General features: G+C 65.1%; 12 protein-coding genes. 2 read left to right on the forward strand and 10 right to left on the reverse strand.

Going from position 1 to position 17,984, the window contains the following annotated elements; genetic code table 11:
* Position 1 precedes the first annotated feature (1 nt).
* Together recG and HBR94_RS09655 are read left to right on the forward strand one after the other, a co-directional pair.
* Complete coding sequence (recG, locus tag HBR94_RS09650; RefSeq protein WP_057961010.1) at positions 2-2,077, forward strand: ATP-dependent DNA helicase RecG; 2,076 nt, start codon at positions 2-4, stop codon at positions 2,075-2,077.
* 101 nt (positions 2,078-2,178) lie between these two features.
* Positions 2,179-3,579: an aminoacyl-tRNA deacylase and HDOD domain-containing protein gene (locus HBR94_RS09655; protein ID WP_057440518.1), complete on the forward strand. Its 1,401-nt coding sequence runs from the start codon at positions 2,179-2,181 to the stop codon at positions 3,577-3,579.
* 123 nt (positions 3,580-3,702) lie between these two features.
* Here HBR94_RS09655 and HBR94_RS09660 read toward each other — a convergent pair whose 3' ends face one another.
* The 10 genes from HBR94_RS09660 to HBR94_RS09705 all read right to left on the reverse strand — a co-directional run bounded on the left by HBR94_RS09660 (position 3,703) and on the right by HBR94_RS09705 (position 17,982).
* Positions 3,703-4,080: a hypothetical protein gene (locus HBR94_RS09660; RefSeq protein ID WP_029289848.1), complete on the reverse strand. Its 378-nt coding sequence runs from the start codon at positions 4,078-4,080 to the stop codon at positions 3,703-3,705.
* Positions 4,081-4,205: 125 nt separating this feature from the next.
* Positions 4,206-5,135, reverse strand: coding sequence for a type VI secretion system-associated lipoprotein TagQ (gene tagQ / locus HBR94_RS09665; protein ID WP_057440519.1), 930 nt, complete (start codon positions 5,133-5,135; stop codon positions 4,206-4,208).
* An 83-nt stretch (positions 5,136-5,218) separates the two neighbouring features.
* Positions 5,219-6,931: an SUMF1/EgtB/PvdO family nonheme iron enzyme gene (locus HBR94_RS09670; RefSeq protein WP_057961013.1), complete on the reverse strand. Its 1,713-nt coding sequence runs from the start codon at positions 6,929-6,931 to the stop codon at positions 5,219-5,221.
* Entirely contained in the window at positions 6,924-8,108 is a 1,185-nt protein-coding gene (locus tag HBR94_RS09675; protein ID WP_170044604.1) for an ABC transporter permease, read from the reverse strand. The genes HBR94_RS09670 and HBR94_RS09675 overlap by 8 nt, the downstream gene beginning before the upstream one ends.
* On the reverse strand, positions 8,108-8,812 hold the full coding sequence (locus HBR94_RS09680) for an ABC transporter ATP-binding protein (RefSeq protein ID WP_115129288.1): 705 nt from the start codon (positions 8,810-8,812) through the stop codon (positions 8,108-8,110). The genes HBR94_RS09675 and HBR94_RS09680 overlap by 1 nt, the downstream gene beginning before the upstream one ends.
* Positions 8,812-11,829, reverse strand: a complete 3,018-nt coding sequence (locus tag HBR94_RS09685; protein ID WP_170044606.1) for a serine/threonine-protein kinase — start codon at positions 11,827-11,829, stop codon at positions 8,812-8,814. The genes HBR94_RS09680 and HBR94_RS09685 overlap by 1 nt, the downstream gene beginning before the upstream one ends.
* Positions 11,826-12,545 carry a protein phosphatase 2C domain-containing protein gene (locus HBR94_RS09690; protein ID WP_170044608.1) on the reverse strand — a complete coding sequence of 240 codons (720 nt, stop codon included), beginning with the start codon at positions 12,543-12,545 and terminating at the stop codon, positions 11,826-11,828. The genes HBR94_RS09685 and HBR94_RS09690 overlap by 4 nt, the downstream gene beginning before the upstream one ends.
* Complete coding sequence (tagF, locus tag HBR94_RS09695; RefSeq protein ID WP_057961017.1) at positions 12,546-13,199, reverse strand: type VI secretion system-associated protein TagF; 654 nt, start codon at positions 13,197-13,199, stop codon at positions 12,546-12,548.
* A complete protein-coding gene (gene tssM / locus HBR94_RS09700; RefSeq protein ID WP_186350998.1) occupies positions 13,196-16,696 on the reverse strand; it encodes a type VI secretion system membrane subunit TssM in 3,501 nt (1,166 codons plus the stop codon). Before tssM ends, tagF begins: the two co-directional genes overlap by 4 nt.
* Complete coding sequence (locus HBR94_RS09705) at positions 16,693-17,982, reverse strand: DotU family type VI secretion system protein (RefSeq protein WP_032856783.1); 1,290 nt, start codon at positions 17,980-17,982, stop codon at positions 16,693-16,695. Before HBR94_RS09705 ends, tssM begins: the two co-directional genes overlap by 4 nt.
* Positions 17,983-17,984 lie beyond the last annotated feature (2 nt).

Genomic DNA, 17,984 nt, shown 5'->3' on the forward strand with positions numbered 1-17,984 from the left:
TATGACTGAGCTGTCGCAGGTGTCGGTGACGGCACTCAAGGGTGTCGGTGAAGCCATGGCCGAGAAACTGGCCAAGGTCGGCCTGGAGAACCTCCAGGACGTGTTGTTTCACCTGCCCCTGCGTTACCAGGACCGCACCCGCGTAGTGCCCATCGGCCATCTGCGCCCTGGGCAGGATGCCGTGGTCGAAGGCACCGTCAGCGGTGCCGATGTGGTGATGGGCAAGCGCCGCAGCCTGGTGGTGCGCCTGCAGGACGGTACCGGCGGCCTGAGCCTGCGCTTCTACCATTTCAGCAACGCGCAAAAGGAAGGCCTCAAGCGCGGCACCCGTGTGCGCTGCTACGGTGAAGCGCGGCCGGGCGCGTCGGGCCTGGAAATCTACCACCCGGAATACCGTGCCATTACCGGCGACGAACCCCCGCCGGTAGACACCACCCTCACCCCCATCTACCCGCTCACCGAAGGCCTGACGCAACAGCGCCTGCGCCAGCTGTGCATGCAGACCCTGACCCTGCTCGGCCCCCAAAGCCTGCCCGACTGGCTGCCGCAAGAGCTGGCCCGCGACTACCAGTTGGCGCCCCTGGCCGACGCGATCCGCTACCTGCATCACCCGCCGGCCGATGCCGATGTCGATGAGTTGGCCCTGGGTCATCACTGGGCCCAGCATCGCCTGGCCTTTGAAGAGTTGCTGACCCACCAACTGTCCCAGCAGCGCCTGCGCGAAAGCATGCGCTCCCTGCGGGCGCCGGCGATGCCCAAGGCCACGCGCCTGCCCGCGCAGTACCTGGCCAACCTGGGCTTTGCACCGACTGGCGCGCAGCAACGCGTAGGCAATGAAATCGCCTACGACCTGAGCCAGAAAGAACCAATGCTGCGCCTGATCCAGGGCGATGTTGGCGCCGGCAAGACCGTGGTCGCCGCCCTGGCCGCGCTGCAGGCCCTGGAGGCCGGTTATCAGGTGGCCCTGATGGCACCGACCGAGATCCTCGCCGAGCAGCACTTCATCACCTTCAAGCGCTGGCTCGAACCCCTGGGCCTGGAAGTGGCGTGGCTGGCGGGCAAGCTCAAGGGCAAGAACCGCACGGCCGCCCTGGAACAGATCGCCGCCGGCGCACCGATGGTGGTGGGTACCCACGCGCTGTTCCAGGACGAAGTTAAATTCAAGAACCTGGCCCTGGTGATCATCGACGAACAGCACCGTTTCGGCGTGCAACAACGCCTGGCCCTGCGCGAAAAGGGCGTGGGCGGGCGGATGAACCCGCACCAGTTGATCATGACCGCCACGCCGATCCCGCGCACGCTGGCCATGAGTGCCTACGCCGATCTCGACACCTCGATCCTCGACGAGCTGCCGCCGGGCCGAACGCCGGTCAACACGGTCCTGGTCACCGACACCCGACGGGTCGAAGTGATCGAACGAGTGCGCGGCGCCTGTGCCGAAGGGCGCCAGGCGTATTGGGTATGCACGCTGATCGAAGAGTCCGAAGAGCTGACCTGCCAGGCCGCTGAAACCACCTATGAAGACCTCACCAGCGCCTTGGGCGAGCTCAAGGTCGGGCTGATTCACGGGCGCATGAAGCCTGCGGAAAAAGCCGCGGTGATGGCCGAGTTCAAGGCCGGCAACCTGCAATTGCTGGTGGCCACCACGGTGATCGAAGTCGGCGTGGACGTGCCCAACGCCAGCCTGATGATCATCGAAAACCCCGAACGTCTGGGCCTGGCACAGTTACACCAGCTGCGCGGCCGAGTCGGCCGGGGCAGTGCCGCCAGCCACTGCGTGCTGCTCTACCATCCGCCGCTGTCGCAGATTGGTCGCCAGCGCCTGGGGATCATGCGCGAGACCAACGATGGCTTCGTGATCGCCGAAAAAGACCTGGAACTGCGCGGCCCCGGCGAAATGCTCGGCACCCGCCAGACCGGCCTGCTGCAATTCAAGGTGGCCGACCTGATGCGCGATGCCGACCTGCTACCCGCCGTGCGCGATGCAGCCCAGGCCCTGCTGGAGCGCTGGCCGCACCACGTCAGCCCGCTGCTGGATCGCTGGCTGCGCCACGGCCAGCAATACGGCCAGGTCTGACAGACCGCCAATAGCCGACACCATCACAAACCGCAGTTAGACACCCCCGGCCGGACCAAGCTGGTTATACTCCAAGCAAATGTAGAAAATTGGATCCGGCCATGTCAGAAGTTGCCCACGCCACAGCCCCGCCGACCGCACCCCCGGTCATTCGGGACTTGCTCGCAAAACTCGCCGTCAACTACACGGAAGTCACCGACCACCCCGGCCTGAACCCGGCCCGAAAGGTTCAAGCGGTGCTGCTCGATGACGCGGTGGGCGCCCTGATGGTGCTGTTTCCCCAGAGCCAGTTGCTGGATCTCAATCGCCTCACCGAACTGACCGGCCGCAACCTGACCGCTGTCGCGCCGGAGCGCCTGGATCGCATGCTCGGCAAACACAGCCTGAGCCTGCTGCCCGGCCTGCCGCCGCTGACCAGCTCGCCTTGCCTGTACGAAGAAAGCCTGCTGCGCGAGCCGACCCTGCTGGTGCACTCGGGCGAAGCCACCGTGCTGCTGGAAATCGCCAGCGACGACTTCAAGCGCCTGCTGAACAAAGCCAGTGCCGCCAACTTCGGCGAACCCCTGAGCCGCATCCTGCCCAACTTCGACCGTCCCAACGACGACCGCGACGAAATTACCCAGGCGATGCAGGCGTTTACCGCGCGCCGCATCCAGCAACGCCTGGAAGCCACCATTGAAATTCCACCGCTGGCCGATACCGCGCAGAAGATCATCAAGCTGCGGGTCGATCCCAACGCAACCATCGACGACATCACCGGCGTGGTCGAGACCGACCCGGCCCTGGCCGCGCAAGTAGTGAGCTGGGCGGCCTCGCCGTACTACGCCTCACCGGGCAAGATCCGTTCGGTAGAAGACGCAATTGTGCGTGTGCTGGGCTTCGACCTGGTGATCAACCTGGCCCTGGGCCTGGCGCTGGGCAAGACCTTGAGCCTGCCCAAGGACCATCCGCAACAGGCCACGCCCTACTGGCACCAGTCGATCTACACCGCCGCGGTGATCGAGGGCCTGACCCGCGCCATGCCCCGCGCCCAGCGCCCGGAAGCCGGCCTGACCTACCTGGCGGGCCTGCTGCACAACTTTGGCTACCTGTTGCTGGCCCACGTCTTCCCGCCGCACTTCTCGCTGATCTGCCGGCACCTGGAGGTCAACCCGCACCTGTGCCACAGCTATGTCGAGCAGCACTTGCTGGGCATCAGCCGCGAGCAGATCGGCGCCTGGCTGATGCGTTACTGGGATATGCCGCAAGAGCTGTCCACGGCCCTGCGCTTCCAGCATGACCCGAGCTACGACGGCCAATACGCCGAGTACCCGAACCTGGTATGCCTGGCCGTGCGCTTGCTGCGCGGGCGTGGGATTGGCTCCGGGCCTGAGGCCGAGATTCCGGACGAACTGCTGGAGCGCCTGGGCCTGAGCCGCGACAAGGCCGAGGAGGTGGTGAGCAAGGTGCTGGATGCCGAGGTGTTATTGCGCGAACTGGCGTCGCAGTTCAGCCAGGGCTGAAGCCGGCGCCTGCTGTACCGCTATCGCAGGCAAGCCAGCTCCCACAGTTGACCGGGTTCCAACGTTGGAATGCACTCAATATGTGGGGAGCTGGCTTGCCTGCGATGAATCCAACCCGGTCTCTCAGGCCTTCTTTTTCTTCGGCTTCAGATACTTGGTCAAGCCCTGGAACCACATCACCAGGGCCGGGTTGCCCTTGATCTGGATCGACTTGTCCTGAATCCCCGTCATGAACGCCAGTTGCTTGTTCTTCGCCTGCATCGTGGCGAAGCCGTAGGCGGCGTCTTTAAAAGCGATGGCAAATGCCGGCTCTGGGTGGACACCCGAGCGGCTGGTGATGCGCTGGTCTTTGACGATGAAGTGACGGGCAACCTTGCCGTCAAGGGTCTGCAGCTGGAATGCCAGATCCTTGTCACCCAACTGCTGCTGGAACGCAGGGTTGTTGCGGCTGGCTTTGGCCATCATCAGGCCCAGCACCCACAGAAGAAAACGAAATTTCATGCACACGGCCTCAGTGTAATTATTGGGTGGCCGCAGCAGTTTAACGATTTGTGCGCGGAACGCTACCGATCTCCCGCGTTAGCAGGAGATCGGCTGGCGTTTACCGCTTATAGCAACAACTTGGCTTAAACGTTAGGGCAAGGTACCGGTGCCCAGTCGGCCAGGTTCGGGTCGCGGCAGGTGCCTTCGATCTGTGCTTTACCGGCGCTGGCCACTTGCTTGCTTTCAGTCTGCTTGACCTTGGCGGTCTGGATGCTTCGCTCGGTGCTCACCGCTTCGGTCGGCACCTTGGGCAGTGGCGGACGTTTGGTCACGACCTTGCCGGTCGACTTGCCTTTTTTCGCCGGCACCGCCGCCGGGGCGGTATCTGCCGTGGCCACGGTCACCACGTCATTGCGCTGCACACCCACCTGTTGCAGGTCTTTCTCGTAGGCCTGGGTGTAGTTGTTCAGGTCTTCGCTGGCCTTGCCGTTGACCGCGACGATCAGGTCGTTGGATTCCTTCAGGCCGGCGACGATTTCTGCCAGGCGCTTGCGGCCTTCGGTGTCATTGACGGTCTTGGCCTTGCGGTCAGCCACCAGCTTGGTGAACGCGCTCTGGTAGCACTGCTGGGACGCCTTGGCGTACGCGGTGCTACGGTCGATATCGGAAGCGCTTTTGTTGAAGTCCGTGGCGTAGGACGCGATGCGCTGGTTGTCATCGCTGATCTGCTTCTGGCGCTCGGTGTAGTAACCCGCCGCGCCGCCCGCCAGGGCTCCGCCCGCCGCGCCAATGGCGGCATTGCGGCCACGCTTGTCCGAATCGCCGGTCAGGGCACCCAACAGCGCACCACCGGCCGCGCCGAGGGCGGCGCCGGTGACGACCGACTTGGTCATGTCCGAATCAGTAGCGCGCAGGTGCTGCACCGGCTCGTAGCAGCTGGGGTAGTACTCGACCTTGGTGCTCGACGCGACCTTGGAAGCCGGCGACGTGGCGCAACCGGTCAGCACGGTGCTGAAGCCAGCCGCGATCAGCAGCAAGTAACGCTTGGAAACCGCCTTACGGGAAAAAAGCATAGGTGTGTTCTCTTTTAAGTTTGTCTTGCCCAGCACGGCCCATGCCGCCTGAGTCCCTTCCAAGCTCGCTATACAACCAACGGTCAAGACCGCTGACCGCTCGCTGCGAGCAATTCCTTCAAAATCGTTGCCGGGTCGGCTCGCTGTTGTTTGCGATAGTTGCCGACATGGCGAACGAATAACGTCGCGCGTGTCACCAGGCTCTTGCCCAGTACCGGCTTGCGCTCCAACTCTTGCTGGATCCGTTGAAACTGCGCCTGGATCACCGCATCGGTGTAGCGCGTGCCGGTGGCCAGGTTGTCGATATAGATCGCCACTGCGCCGTCGAGCGCGCTGCGGCCATTGGCGATGGCCGTGGCGAACAACTGCGCGCTGGCCTCGTCCTTGGCGTCCAGGGACTGCTGGCGACTCTTCTGCAGATTGATCAGGCGGATGTTGTAGTTATTGATGGTCTCGGCCACCAGGGCGGCAGACTGGATCAGGTTGCCAGCCGCCTCCTCACGCTGCTGGGCGATCAGCGACACGTTGCGCTTGAGCTCTTCGTTGACCAGCCCCAACTCGGCCTGCAGCCGTGGGTCGACGCTGGCGGCGATGATGCTGTCCAGGCGCTTGGTCGGGTCCTGGGCGTCGTCGATGGCGTCGGTCAGCGCGGCCAGGCGCCCCTCTTTCTGCCACTGCGCGAACAGTTCGTTGTAGCGTGAGCGCGGTGCCGACAGCGCGCCAATCGCCACCCTGAAGCCCGTGGTCTCGTTGCTTTGCTCCGTGCCATCGGCGCCGAACAGCGGGTATTCGCGGCGCATGCCGCTGAACAGCGTGCCCTCGCCTTCAAGGTAGTTGCCGCCCTTGACGATAAAGCCGCCGTAGGTGCCCTGGCGGCGCCCGGCGTGAACCAGCTGGAACGACTCCTGGACCATCTCCGCGGCGTTGCCGATCACATCGAACATGCCGATGGGGTTCGGTAACTTGGTACCGATAGGCATCAGCCGCGCCGCCTGGCCGGTGCCGCCGGCGACCTGGTTGAAAACCGCCCAATCGCCCAGCGGGCCGTCGCTGTCGCTGCCCTCGATACGCCGGGGGAACAAGCGGCCTTCCAGATCCTGGCGGCTCACTGCCTGGCCGCCGCGCGCGGCGAACTCCCATTCCACTTCGGTAGGCAGCCGCACAAACCCCAGGCCGCCATCTTGCGCCGAAGCACCGCGGCCACTGACCGGTAGCAAGTCGCGGTGATATTTCATCAACCAGGCGCTGTAGACCGCCGAGAAACGCTCGGCTTCAAAGCGCGACAGCTTGACCTTGGGCAAGCGCCCGGCCATGCCCTCAGGCACCTCGCACGCTGGCGCCGGCTCACCACTGGCCAGGGACTGGGCCTGGGACATGACCTGGGCGTACTGGCGCGCGGTGACTTCGTACTTGCCGATAAAGTAGAGCATCGGCTTGAGCGGGGTCTTGGCGTCGGTCTTGGGCATCAGCGGCGCAATGACCTTGTTCCAGCCCTTGGGCAAATCCTTGAGGGTGAATTGGCCATTGATAAAGTCGCGGCGGTAACCCGAGATAAACGACTGCTTGTAGCCCGCCTCGCCTTCGCTGAACGGGTAGCCGAGGCTGACCTCTCGGTCGTCCAGGGTGCCCTGGGCCAGGACATAGGCGTAGCGGAACACCATGTTGCCCTCACACGGCAGCGGCAGGCTGACGTCATCGGCCAACGGTTTGGGGTTGTCGAGCTTATCGCTTGCCTCGTCGGCCCAGGCCACAGTGGCCAGGCTCAGCGCCACGGCGGCGCCCAATAACTTATACATCTCTGATGCCCTCAGAAGCCTGGATACGCGCCACCCGCCACCCCCCACATACGGCCGCCACGGCGCTGACGCCGAGCACCGCGACCAGGGCCAGGGCGTAATGCCGCGCCAACAGGTGGCTGGCGTATTCGCCCGGCACCTGCACGAATAATTGATTCAAACCCGCCTCGGCCAGGCCATACAGCCCGGCGCTGAGTACAGCGGCCAACCCCGCGCTGTAGAGCGCCTGCAGCGTCACGAACAACAACAGCGCGCCAGTGGAAACCCCCAACAGGCGCAACACCGATAACTCCCGGCGCTTGCGCGCGACAGCGGCCAACGCCCCGGCGAAAATCGCCGCAAATGCCCCCGCCAAGGCCAGGCCGGCGATGATCCAGAACACAATCGCCAAGTTGCGACTCAGCGACTGCACCTGGGCGATGCTCAGCGCCTGGGTCGAGACCAACAGGTTCTGCGCGGCGAAATACAGCCGTAGCGGCTCAACATCGGTAAGGCTGCGTGCATATAAACGAAACGCCGGATACACCCGCTGCTCGCTCACGCCCACCGCGGCACCCTCCCAGCCCAGCGCCGACACCGCACGGCCATCGCGGTAGTCTTCCGCCGCTTCCAGCAGGCTCAAGTCGGCAAACAAACCGTCCCGCGCAAACGCCTCCAGGGGCAGCACTGCCACCACCTGCAACCGTGCATCCCGGGCCTCGACGCGACCGGCCACTTGCCGCGCAAAGCGGGTTTGCAGCCAATCTCCCGGCCGCGCCGCCAGCTTCTCGGCGGCGGTGTGGCTCAGCACGATCTGCTCCAGGCCCGCCGGGATAGGCAAACCGCCCAGCAACGGATCACCCGGCGCGGTGGGCAGCATCTCCAGGGTCAACGTGCCCACCTGGGCCGTGGCCGCAATCTGCCGCGTGCGCGGGATGGCAAACGCCACATCGCTGCGCTGACCAAGTTGCTCGACAAAGGCGCGACTGAACCGCCCCCCGCCCAACGGGATGATTTCGCGGGTCGCCGGGTCATTCTCCAAGCGCTCGGTCAAGCTGCTGACCAGTCCGAATTTCAGGCCGAACAACACCAGCAACGGCGCGATCACCGCCACCAGCGCCAACACCGAACAGGCCGACAGCCAGCCATCGTTGCGGTAATCCTGCCAAGCGAGGGAAGCCAACAGAGGGATACGCATCAACATGCCTCCCCGAGAGTCGCCGTGACGCCACCGTCGCTGTCACGCTGGCAACTGATGCGCCGCACCTGCAAGCCACTGGCGCGGGCTAGGGGCTCGTCATGGGTGGCGATCACGCACGCGGCGCGGTGCTCACGGGCCTGGGCCAGCAGCGCCTGCATCACGCGCTCGGCATTGAGCGGATCCAGGGACGCGGTCGGCTCATCGGCCAGCACCAATTGCGGGGCATGGGCCAGGGCGCGGGCGCAACTGACACGCTGGCGCTGACCCACCGACAACGCGCCAGGCTTCTTGGCCAACTGGTCACTGATTTGCAACTGCGCAGCCAGCCGCGCCACGCTGCCATCGTCCTTCAGGCCCAACAGCTGCCGGGACAGGGCGATATTGCTGCGCACATCGAGAAAGCCCAGCAGGCCACCGGTCTGCAGCACGTAACCAAGATGCCGGCTGCGCAACCCGGCCAACGTGGATTGCTGATTGGCCCGCCACAGCCCGCCGATATCCAACTGGTTGAATTCAAAACGGCCCACCTGATCAGGTGCCAGGACCAACGCCAGCAGATCGAGCAAGGTGCTTTTGCCGCAACCGCTCGGCCCGACAATCGCCAGCTGTTCACCTGCACCCAGGTGCAGTGCCGGAATCACCAGGCTATAGCGCTGGCTACCGAGGCCCCGGTTCTTGTGCACCGCGCTCAGGTTCAGCATCAAGGCAGCGTCGACAGTGGCACGCGGTACAACGCATCGCCCGGTTCGGCATCACCGAAACGGACCCAATTGGCCACGTCGTTATGGAAGGTTTCATAGAGGCGGATCTTCGAATCCAGCTCGTCGATAAAGTCTTCCTGTTCGGCCACGCTCAATGACAGCCACAGGTCCTGGGTCATGTTCAGGGACTTGCTGCGGTACGGCAGACCTTCCAGGTATTCACCCAGAATGCCGCCGTCGGCGAGGTTGCCACCCTTGCGCAGGGCCTGCGGGTCGCGGCTCATGTAGGCCGAGGCACTGGCGATTTCCTGGAAGAAATCCCTGGGCGAGGTCTGGGTCTTGCGTGCCGCATCGACGATCAATTTCAGCGATTGCTGCAAATCGTTGAGCTGCAGTTTGGTCAGCATCACGCAGACCTGGAACGCCGGCAGGGCCGGGTTGGTCAGGTCGCGGTCGGCGGTCCAGGCGCTGACCAGTTGCGGCGCCTGGCTCGCGCCTTTGTGGCCGAGGAAGTCCATGTGCATGGCATAGCCGACGGCGGCGGATTTATCCGCCAGGCTCGGCGCGCTGCTGAGCAACGGCACCGGCTGCGGGGTATTGCTGCGTACCTGATGCACCAGGTTGGCGAACACCGTGCCGATCTCATCGACCCGCTCGCCCAGCTTGCGCACATCACCGCCCGGCACTGCCGTGTACAGATCGCCGATCCGTGGGTTGGCGTCGGCGGTCAGGGTGCGGTACTGGGATTCGGCGCCGCCATGGGTTTTCTTGCCGGCGTCGGTGCGCAGGTGCAGGGCATAGATCTTGATCTGCTTGCCCAGCGCCGCCTGGCGCACTTCGGCTTCGTTCATCTGGGTCGCGGCAAACGGGTCGTTCTTGCGCAGGGCCCCGGCATCGGTCACCAGCAGGATCAGGCGCCCGCCATAGCCGGACCAATCCATGCCTTCCACCGCCTGCATCACCCCGGCAAACGCATCTTCATTGAACGAGTGGCTGGAGACGGTGGAGGCTTTGACCTGCCGCGCCATATCCAGAAACCGCTGGGGGTCGCGGCCCTGGTCGAGGGTGATCAGGGTCTTGGCCACGTACTCCAGGCCAGGGGTTTTCTTCACGCTGCTGCGAAAGCCGACCATGCCAAAGCTGACGCTGTCCAACTCGCCGCGCTCGGCAATGCGGGTTTGCAGTTCATGGACCACGTCGCGCACCTGGTCGATATACGGCTGCATCGACACCGTGGTATCCACCACCAGTACCACGGCGGTGCGGAATGCATCGGCATTCGCATTGATCAGCGGGGTGGCCGGCTTGGCGGCGGCAGTGCCGGGGTCGATGGACGCCACATTGAGCAACTGCACCGGCTGGCCATTCTCATCGAAGCTCTCTTTGGCGTCGAAGATCGGCAACAGGTAGAACTGGTTCTGCGGCACGGCACTGGCTGTGGGCTCCAGGGCCAGGACCTGTTGATTGTCCTCAGGGTTTTTCTGCGCCTTGAGCAGCAGGTTTTTCGCGGCGGCCGGGTCAGCCAGGAGTTTTTCCACCTCGCCAGGCTGGCGCAGGAACATCACCGGTGCCCGTCCCGAACGCTCAGTGAACTTGAGCACCAGGCTCTGCTTCCAGTCGCTGACTTGCGCGGCCGGCAACCAACCGTCACTGCGCCCATCGGTGGCGGCGCCAATGCGCAGCCATGGGCTGCCGTCGACATCTTTGCGCTGGTACACATAAAGCACCGAGAACGCGGGCAAGGCCTTACCCGGTGCGCCGCCCGCCTCGCTGGAGAGCTTGGCGCCGGGCTTGCTCAGGACGCGCTGGAACAGGGTTTTCTTGCCGGCCATCAGCAAGGGGCGCTGGCCGCCGTCGCTATCAGCGGCCAACGGTTTAACCGCAGCCGGCGTAGCGGGCACGACCGCAGCAGGCGGCGGCGCAGGGGCGTCGTCACTCAGCCACCAGTAACTGGCGCCACCGATGGCCAGCGCGACCGCCACGGCCACGGCGGCCAATGCCAGGACCGGGCCACGCCGCTGCTCGGACTCCGCGCGATGCTGCGTGGGGCTCACCACCGGCTGGCGCACTGCTTGCGACTGCGGTTGCGGTTGCGGTTGCGGTTGCGGTTGCGGCGCGGCATTGGGAATTTCGATGGACACCGGGGTCAACCCGGCCAGATCCTGACCGGCCGACATCACGGCGGGGCGAATCAAGGTCGCCTCCAAGGCCTCTTTCGGCGCCTCCAGGGGCAACCGATCCAGGGCCAGCAGCAGCGCGGCGGCATCCGGGAAACGCTGCGCCGGATCCTTGGCCAGGAGTTTTTTCAGCACCTCTTGATAACGGCCATGGTGCAGCGGCAGTTCCGGCAAGGGCTCGGTCAGGTGCGCCAGGGCGGTGGAGAGTGCATCGGTGCCGTTGTAAGGCAGCTTGCCGACGAGGATTTCGTAGAGCACCACCCCGAGGGCGTACAGGTCGGCGCGGCCGTCGATTTCCTGGCCCCGCGCCTGCTCCGGGCTCATGTAGCTGGGGGTGCCCACGGCAAACCCGGCCTGGGTGAACTGGGTGCGGTCATCCAGGGACTTGGCGATCCCGAAGTCCGACAGCACCGCCGTGCCATCGGCGCGAAACAGGATGTTCGCCGGCTTGACGTCGCGGTGCACCAAACCCTGGGCATGGGCGTAACCCAGGGCCGAGGCGATCTGGCGGATATACACCAGCCCCTGTTCCGGCGTCAGGCCGGCGGCGATGCGCTCCTTGAGCGTGCCATTGGGCAGGTATTCCATGGCCATGTAATACAGCTCGCCGACATTGCCGATGTCGTGGATGGTCACGGTGTGCGGGTGCGACAGCCGCGCCAGGGTCTTGCCCTCGCGCAGGAAACGCTCGCAGAAACTCGGGTCGGCAGCCAGCGCGGCGGCCATGACTTTCAACGCCACCTTGCGCTCCAGCGACCGCTGGGTCGCCAGGTACACGCTGGCCATGGCGCCTTCGCCGATTTCGCCGTCGATGTCGTAGCCGGGGATGATCAGGGTCATGGCGACACCTTCACGACGAGGGTGGTGATGTTGTCGGGCGCACCGCGATTGAGCCCCAGGTGCACCAGGCTGCGGGCGATTTCGTCAGGCTCGGCATGGCTCAGCACGTCACGGATTTCGTGGTCTTCGACGGTCTTGTTCAGGCCATCGCTGCACAGCAGGTAGCTGTCACCGGGGGCGATCAACAGGTCGACCACCGACAGCTCCAATTGCGCCTCCACACCAATGGCGCGGGTGACGATATTGGCCCGCGGATGCACCCGCGCATCGGCTTCGCTGAGCAGGCCGCTGTCCTGCAGGTCCTGCACGTAGCTGTGGTCGCGGGAGATGCGTTCCAACTCGCCATCGCGCAGGCGATACAAGCGGCTGTCGCCGGCCCACAGGCACACACCGCGCAGGCCGCGTGCGGCCAACACCACCACGGTGCTGCCCATCATGGTCACGCCACGGTTGGAGGTTTCTTCACGTACGGCCGCGTTGACCCGGGTCAGCTCGGTGCGCAGCGCCGCCGTATATTCGTCCAGGGACCGACCCACGGGCAGGCCGCGCAGGCTGTCGACGATCAGGCTGCTGACATAGTCGCCGGCCGCGTGCCCGCCCATGCCGTCGGCCACCACCCACAGGCGGTTTTCCGGGAGGTCCAGGCACGCGTCTTCATTGACCTGGCGCACCATGCCCACATGGCTTTTGCTCGCGGATTTGTACGTCGACCCCATCTACACCACACCTTCTTGTCCGAGCAGAAATTGCGCAAAATCGCCGGCAGCAGGCAAACCCTGGCACCGTAATAAACCGGGGGAAATACGTTGCGAACCACGTCCCCACCACAGGCTGGCGCCTTCGCAGGCCTGTTCGGCAAGGGCAGTCATGCGCCCATGGGGCACGGTGGCGGCGACCCGTTGCAGGCTGGCGAAGCGACTGTCCAGGGCACGCGGTTCACTGGCCGGCAAGCCCAGGCGGTCAACGCCGTGGTTAAACCCCTCGAACGTGGCGCCGGGCTGCAGGGTGCTGAGCAGCAGCTCCTCGATCTGTTCGAACCAGGCATCCGGGCCACCCACCAGGGACGCCGGATTGGTGTCGTGATCCAACAAGGCGACCACCGCCAGCGGGAAATACCGCCCGACCCGATCAATGCTCGGCATCACGACACCCGCCGCCGCATCCGGCCCGCACACCCCCGGCGCCAGCACGAAACGCCACAGCGGGCTGACCAGGTACGCGTTGAGCCAGTTGTCGCCCAGGCTGTGCTGGCTGGCGAGCAAACCGGCAGCCAGCCAACTGTCCCAGGGGCCGATAAAGCTCTGGGGCAAGGCACGGCTGACAAAGTCCCCGCGACTGGCCAACTTGCCGTAGAACCCTAGGGTGGTCATAGCCGCTCCGGCAGGCTGAAGCCACTGAGCACGCGGCTCTTGAACGGGTTGAAAGCGCTGTTGGCACGCAACTCATAGGCGATGCTCGCGCCGTCGACCCGCAGACGCAGGTTGAAGCGGTCCGGCGAATTGCCAGCAGAAAGCTCCGACTGCTCCAACAGGCGGAACCACGCCCATGGGCCATCCAGGGTGACGCCGGAGCGACCGCTGACCGATGGCGGCATGATCGAGATGCGCACCCCGCCACTGCTGCCGGGATTCGGCCATTGCATCGCCACCGGCCGGCTCGGGCCGTGGTCGTAGCTCAGTTGCTGGCCGTCCAGGTCAAGCAGGAACTGGGTGATGGTCGCGTCCATCGCCACCGGCTTGAGCTCGAAACGCACGATGGGCTGCGTGCCCCCCGCGCGAAAGAACGCATCCCGAATAGTCGCCGCGCGCTGGAAGGTTTGCAGCACGCCCGGCGCGATGCCGAGCTTCTGCGCCGCCCCCGGCTGCCAGCGCCAGGTCTGCGCGGAGGTATCGACGTAGGGTTGCAGGTATTTGCGGAAGTAGTTGTCCATCACCCCGCCCACCCCGAAGAACTGGCCGAAGTCGTCCAGGGTGGCGTCCCGAGCACTGCCGGGGGACATCGGGTAGCGCCCGGCCAGGGACTGGCGATACACATTCACCACTTCACTGACCCAGGCAGCGTTCAGTTGATTGCGCACCCCGCCCATCATGCTGTTGGTGGTGGAGTTGACCACCGACTTGACCATGCCCTGTACCAGCGGCGGCTGGCGTTCGGCATTCAGGCTGACCCGGGTGGCGGCCGCTGCGGCCTGGTTCTTGGCTTCGCCGAGCAAGGCATCGCCACTGGCGCCGACCATGGCGCTGACCTGCACATACAGCGCATTCATATCCGCCAGCAGGCCGTCGATGGCCGCCGGCTCGCCTTCGTTCTTGGCGACGATGCTGTTGAGTTCGGCAAAGTGCGCGGTCACCGGGTCTTCCGTGAGGGCCGGTGCACTGGCCGTCGGCTGGGCCTCGCCGAGCAGGCTGCCGAGGCGCTCCTTGAGCTTGTCGACGCCACCTTCCACCGGCACGCCCTTGGCCGCCAATTGGCGTTCTTCAGCTTGCAGGTCGGTTTCCTTGGCCACCGCCACCAGCAGCTTTTTCAGCGGCGAGGTCGGGCCGGAGATCACCCGCAACACGTCCGCCGCCTGGGCCACGCTGGTGATGGGCACAAAGTCGATATCCGCCAGCAAGGCGTCCCATTGGCGCTGATAATCCTGGAAGTACAGGCGTCGCACGTCGGCGGCAAGGCTCGCCACATTCTGTTGATCTGCCGGCGCCTGGCCCAACACCCATTGCTCTTCGGCCAGGGTCCCGGCCTGATTCAGGCTGGTCAGCAAAAAGCCCTGGCGATAGCCCTTGGCGGTAAACAAGCCACTCAACGGCTCGCCCAGCGGCTTGCCACTTTTGCGGCTGAACACCAGCGCAGCATCCCGCCCAGCGGCTTCGTTGATGCGGAAGTCAGTCACGCCGTCGGGCAGTTTCTGGCGCTTGACCCGGTCGTACACACGCTGGGCCACCGGCAGTTGTTGCAGTTGCCGGCGCAAGTCGTCGATCAGCCGTGGGTCGAGGCGCGCATTCGGCGGATGGCGGTCGAACAGCGCCTGCAGGTGAGCGCTGAGGGCCTGGCGCTGGTCGGCGGGCAGGTCGCGCGGCAGGTTGCGGTCCCAGTCCAGGGCGATCCAGGCCTTGATAAAGTCCGGGTCGTAATGCTCGCTGTCCGCCAGCATCAGGTAGGCCTTCAAGCCTTCGTAGAGGAAATCGGAACTGCCACCACCGTGCAGTTGCTCTTCGATGCGCGTCACCAGGCGCGGGGCGAACACCGCGATCAGCAGCTTGCGGTAGACACTGGCAGATTCGGCTTCGAGCATGTCGCCCTGATACAGGCCCAGGCCCTCGGACCAGCTTGGCGAATCGCCCGCCAGGTTCTTAACCGCGTTGAGCAGCGGCAACACCGCCAGCACATCACGCTGTGCCGGGCTCAGGCTCTGCACGGCCTGGCCCAGTGGCGCGACCTTGTGGTCGACCTGGGCGATATACGCCTGGTTGGCGCGATAACTCAGCCACCACAGGCTGCTGACCACCAGCACCAGCGCAACCGTCGCGGCGAGCACGCCACGGGCGACCCATTTGCGGCGGCGCTCGACCTTCGGGTTGACCCCCACCAGGCCACGCTCGGCAAAGGCCACGGCGCTGAACAGTTTCTCGATGAAGTAGCTGCGCCCAGTACCACTCTGGCGCGCCAGGTGCTGACGGTCGAGGTTCATGCTCTGGGCCATGGCGCCGATCAGTCGGTCAATCGGGCTGCCTTCCTGGGTACCGCTGGTGAAATAGACGCCGCGCAGCAGCACGCGCTCTTCAAAGGCATTGGGCTTGAACACGCCCTCGAGGAAGCTTTGCAGGCAATCCTTCAGCGCACCGAATTGCTGCGGGAAGCCATAGATCAGGTCGCGTCGCGCCGGGTCGCGCTCCTGTTGCAGGCGCTCCACCAGGCGCTCGTTGAGGCGCTGCTCCAGGCCGGCGAATTCGCTTTGCAGATGGGCCAGGGGGCTGTCGCTGTGCTTGCCGTCGTCCAGGGCAAAGGTCATGCCCCACACCTGGGCGCGATCTTCCTTGCTCAGGTTGTCGAAAAACTCCATGAACCCCGGCACCAGATCGAGCTTGGTGAGCATCAGGTAGATCGGGAAACGCACGCCCAACTGGGTGTACAACTCCTGGATGCGCAGGCGGATTGCAGCAGCGTGAGCGGCGCGCTCGGCGTCAGTGCCCAGCAGCAGGTCCGACAGGCTGATGGCGATAAAAGCGCCATCAATCGGGCGGCGGGCGCGCTGCTTTTTCAGCAGGTCGAGGAAGCCCAGCCAGGCGGCTTTATCCACCGTGGAGTTGCTGTCCTGGGTGGTGTAGCGCCCGGCGGTGTCCAGCAGCACCGCTTGATCGGTAAACCACCAATCGCAGTTACGTGTACCGCCCACGCCGCGCACCGCACCGGCACCCAACTGGGCAGCCAGGGGGAAGTGCAACCCGGAGTTGACCAGCGCGGTGGTCTTGCCCGAGCCCGGCGGGCCGATGATCACGTACCACGGCAACTCATAGAGGTTGCGCCGTTCGTCACCGCCCAACTTGGCCTTTTTCAACAGCGCGAGGGCTTCGTCCATGCGTTGGCGCAGGGTGGCCAACTCTTCGGCAGTGGCGACACTGTTGGGGTCGGCCGGGGTTTCGGCGGCCAGGCTGCGCATCACTTCGGCGGCCTGACGGCGCGCCTGGATGATGCGAAACACGCGGTAGGCAATCCACACCGCGAAGACCAGGATGATCAAGGCCCAGCGCCGGCCTTCCGGCACCAGCACGTCGAGCAACGGCCCGACAAACCAGATGATCAGGCCCAGGGCAATCAGGCCCAGCACGGGGATCACCCAGCGAATCATAAAACTGAAAAACGCCTTCACTCGACGCCCTCCGCCAATACGGTGATTTCAACCCGACGATTGCGGGCACGGCCTTCGGCTGTGGCGTTGGTCGCCACCGGCTCGGTGTCGCTGCGACCCTCGGCGCTGAAGCGCTCGCCCTGGCCGGTCTTGGCCGCGAGGATTTCCAGCACCGACTTGGCCCGCGCCTCGGACAAGGCCCAGTTGGACGGGAAGCGCAGGGTGGCAATCGGCCGATTGTCGCTGTGCCCGGTCACCCGCACCTGGCCCTTGACCTTGCGGATGGCGTCGGCGATGCGCAGCATCAGGGGTTGGTAGTCATCGACAATGCTGGAGCTGGCCGAGGCGAACAGTTCATCGCCACGGATCGTCACCACGGAGCGGTCGACGGCATCTTCCACCGCGACCCGGCCCGCCTTGATGTCCTCCACCAGAAAGCCCGCCAGGCGTGGGCGCTCGATGATTTTCGGCTGCGCCACCGGGCGGTCGATGGCCTGCACCGGGATTTCCCCCAATGCATGGATGTTCTTGAACACCGGCTCTGCATCCGACGCCAGTTTCAGGCGCAAGCCAAACAGTAGGGCCAGCAGCAAAGCCAGGCCGATGGCCACGGCGATCCACGGCGGCATGAATTGCGCCAGGCGATCGCGGGCCACGGTCACGCCCCGCCAATGGGGCGACAGCTCGCGCTCATGCTCGCCACGGGCACTGCGAATCGCCGCCGCCGTGCGTTCGCGCAGGGCTTCGAGCTGGCTGCGGCCGTCGTTCATTACCCGGTAGCGGCCTTCGAAACCCAGGCACATGCACAGATACAACAGCTCCAGCAGATACAGGCGTTCGCGCGGGCTTTGCAGGCAGTGGTCCAGCAGTTGGAAGACCTTTTCGCCGCCCCAGGCTTCGTTGTGCACGGTGATCAGCAGGCTCTGTTTGCCCCAGTCACTGGCGCTGCCCCAGGGCGTGCTCAGCACCGCTTCATCGAGGGCGGTGCACAGCGCGTAGCGGGCCAACAGCACTTCGTTGCGGGCCACACCGGCCGCCTCGGCGCGTTCTTCGAACTGGCGCAGGTAGGCCAGCAACTGCGCGCGCAGGCTTGAGGGTGCGGGATGGGCGATGGTATTGCGCAGGCGCGTCAGCAGTGCCAGCAAGGGGCCGGCGGCGCTTTCCAGCGGGTTGAGGCCCTGGCTTTTGCCGGTGAGGATCGGCGCCGCCGGCATCGACAAAGGCGCTGGTTCTGCGCGGGCAGGCTCCGGCGCTCGGCCACCCGGACGCGGCATGAACTGGGTGCGGTCGTCATCATTGGGATGCATCG

The sequence above is a fragment of the Pseudomonas sp. WS 5412 genome (genome assembly GCF_012985615.1).
In the GTDB taxonomy this organism is placed as follows: Bacteria; Pseudomonadota; Gammaproteobacteria; order Pseudomonadales; family Pseudomonadaceae; genus Aquipseudomonas; species Aquipseudomonas shahriarae.

What these genes read in the sequence shown, in the direction of transcription:
- tagF (WP_057961017.1), bottom strand. Translation starts at nt 13,199, where the DNA reads ATGACCACCCTAGGGTTCTACGGCAAGTTGGCCAGTCGCGGGGACTTT.
- HBR94_RS09660 (WP_029289848.1), bottom strand. Translation starts at nt 4,080, where the DNA reads ATGAAATTTCGTTTTCTTCTGTGGGTGCTGGGCCTGATGATGGCCAAA.
- HBR94_RS09690 (WP_170044608.1), bottom strand. Translation starts at nt 12,545, where the DNA reads ATGGGGTCGACGTACAAATCCGCGAGCAAAAGCCATGTGGGCATGGTG.
- HBR94_RS09670 (WP_057961013.1), bottom strand. Translation starts at nt 6,931, where the DNA reads ATGTATAAGTTATTGGGCGCCGCCGTGGCGCTGAGCCTGGCCACTGTG.
- tagQ (WP_057440519.1), bottom strand. Translation starts at nt 5,135, where the DNA reads ATGCTTTTTTCCCGTAAGGCGGTTTCCAAGCGTTACTTGCTGCTGATC.
- recG (WP_057961010.1), top strand. Translation starts at nt 2, where the DNA reads ATGACTGAGCTGTCGCAGGTGTCGGTGACGGCACTCAAGGGTGTCGGT.
- HBR94_RS09705 (WP_032856783.1), bottom strand. Translation starts at nt 17,982, where the DNA reads ATGCATCCCAATGATGACGACCGCACCCAGTTCATGCCGCGTCCGGGT.
- HBR94_RS09685 (WP_170044606.1), bottom strand. Translation starts at nt 11,829, where the DNA reads ATGACCCTGATCATCCCCGGCTACGACATCGACGGCGAAATCGGCGAA.
- HBR94_RS09680 (WP_115129288.1), bottom strand. Translation starts at nt 8,812, where the DNA reads ATGCTGAACCTGAGCGCGGTGCACAAGAACCGGGGCCTCGGTAGCCAG.
- HBR94_RS09655 (WP_057440518.1), top strand. Translation starts at nt 2,179, where the DNA reads ATGTCAGAAGTTGCCCACGCCACAGCCCCGCCGACCGCACCCCCGGTC.
- HBR94_RS09675 (WP_170044604.1), bottom strand. Translation starts at nt 8,108, where the DNA reads ATGCGTATCCCTCTGTTGGCTTCCCTCGCTTGGCAGGATTACCGCAAC.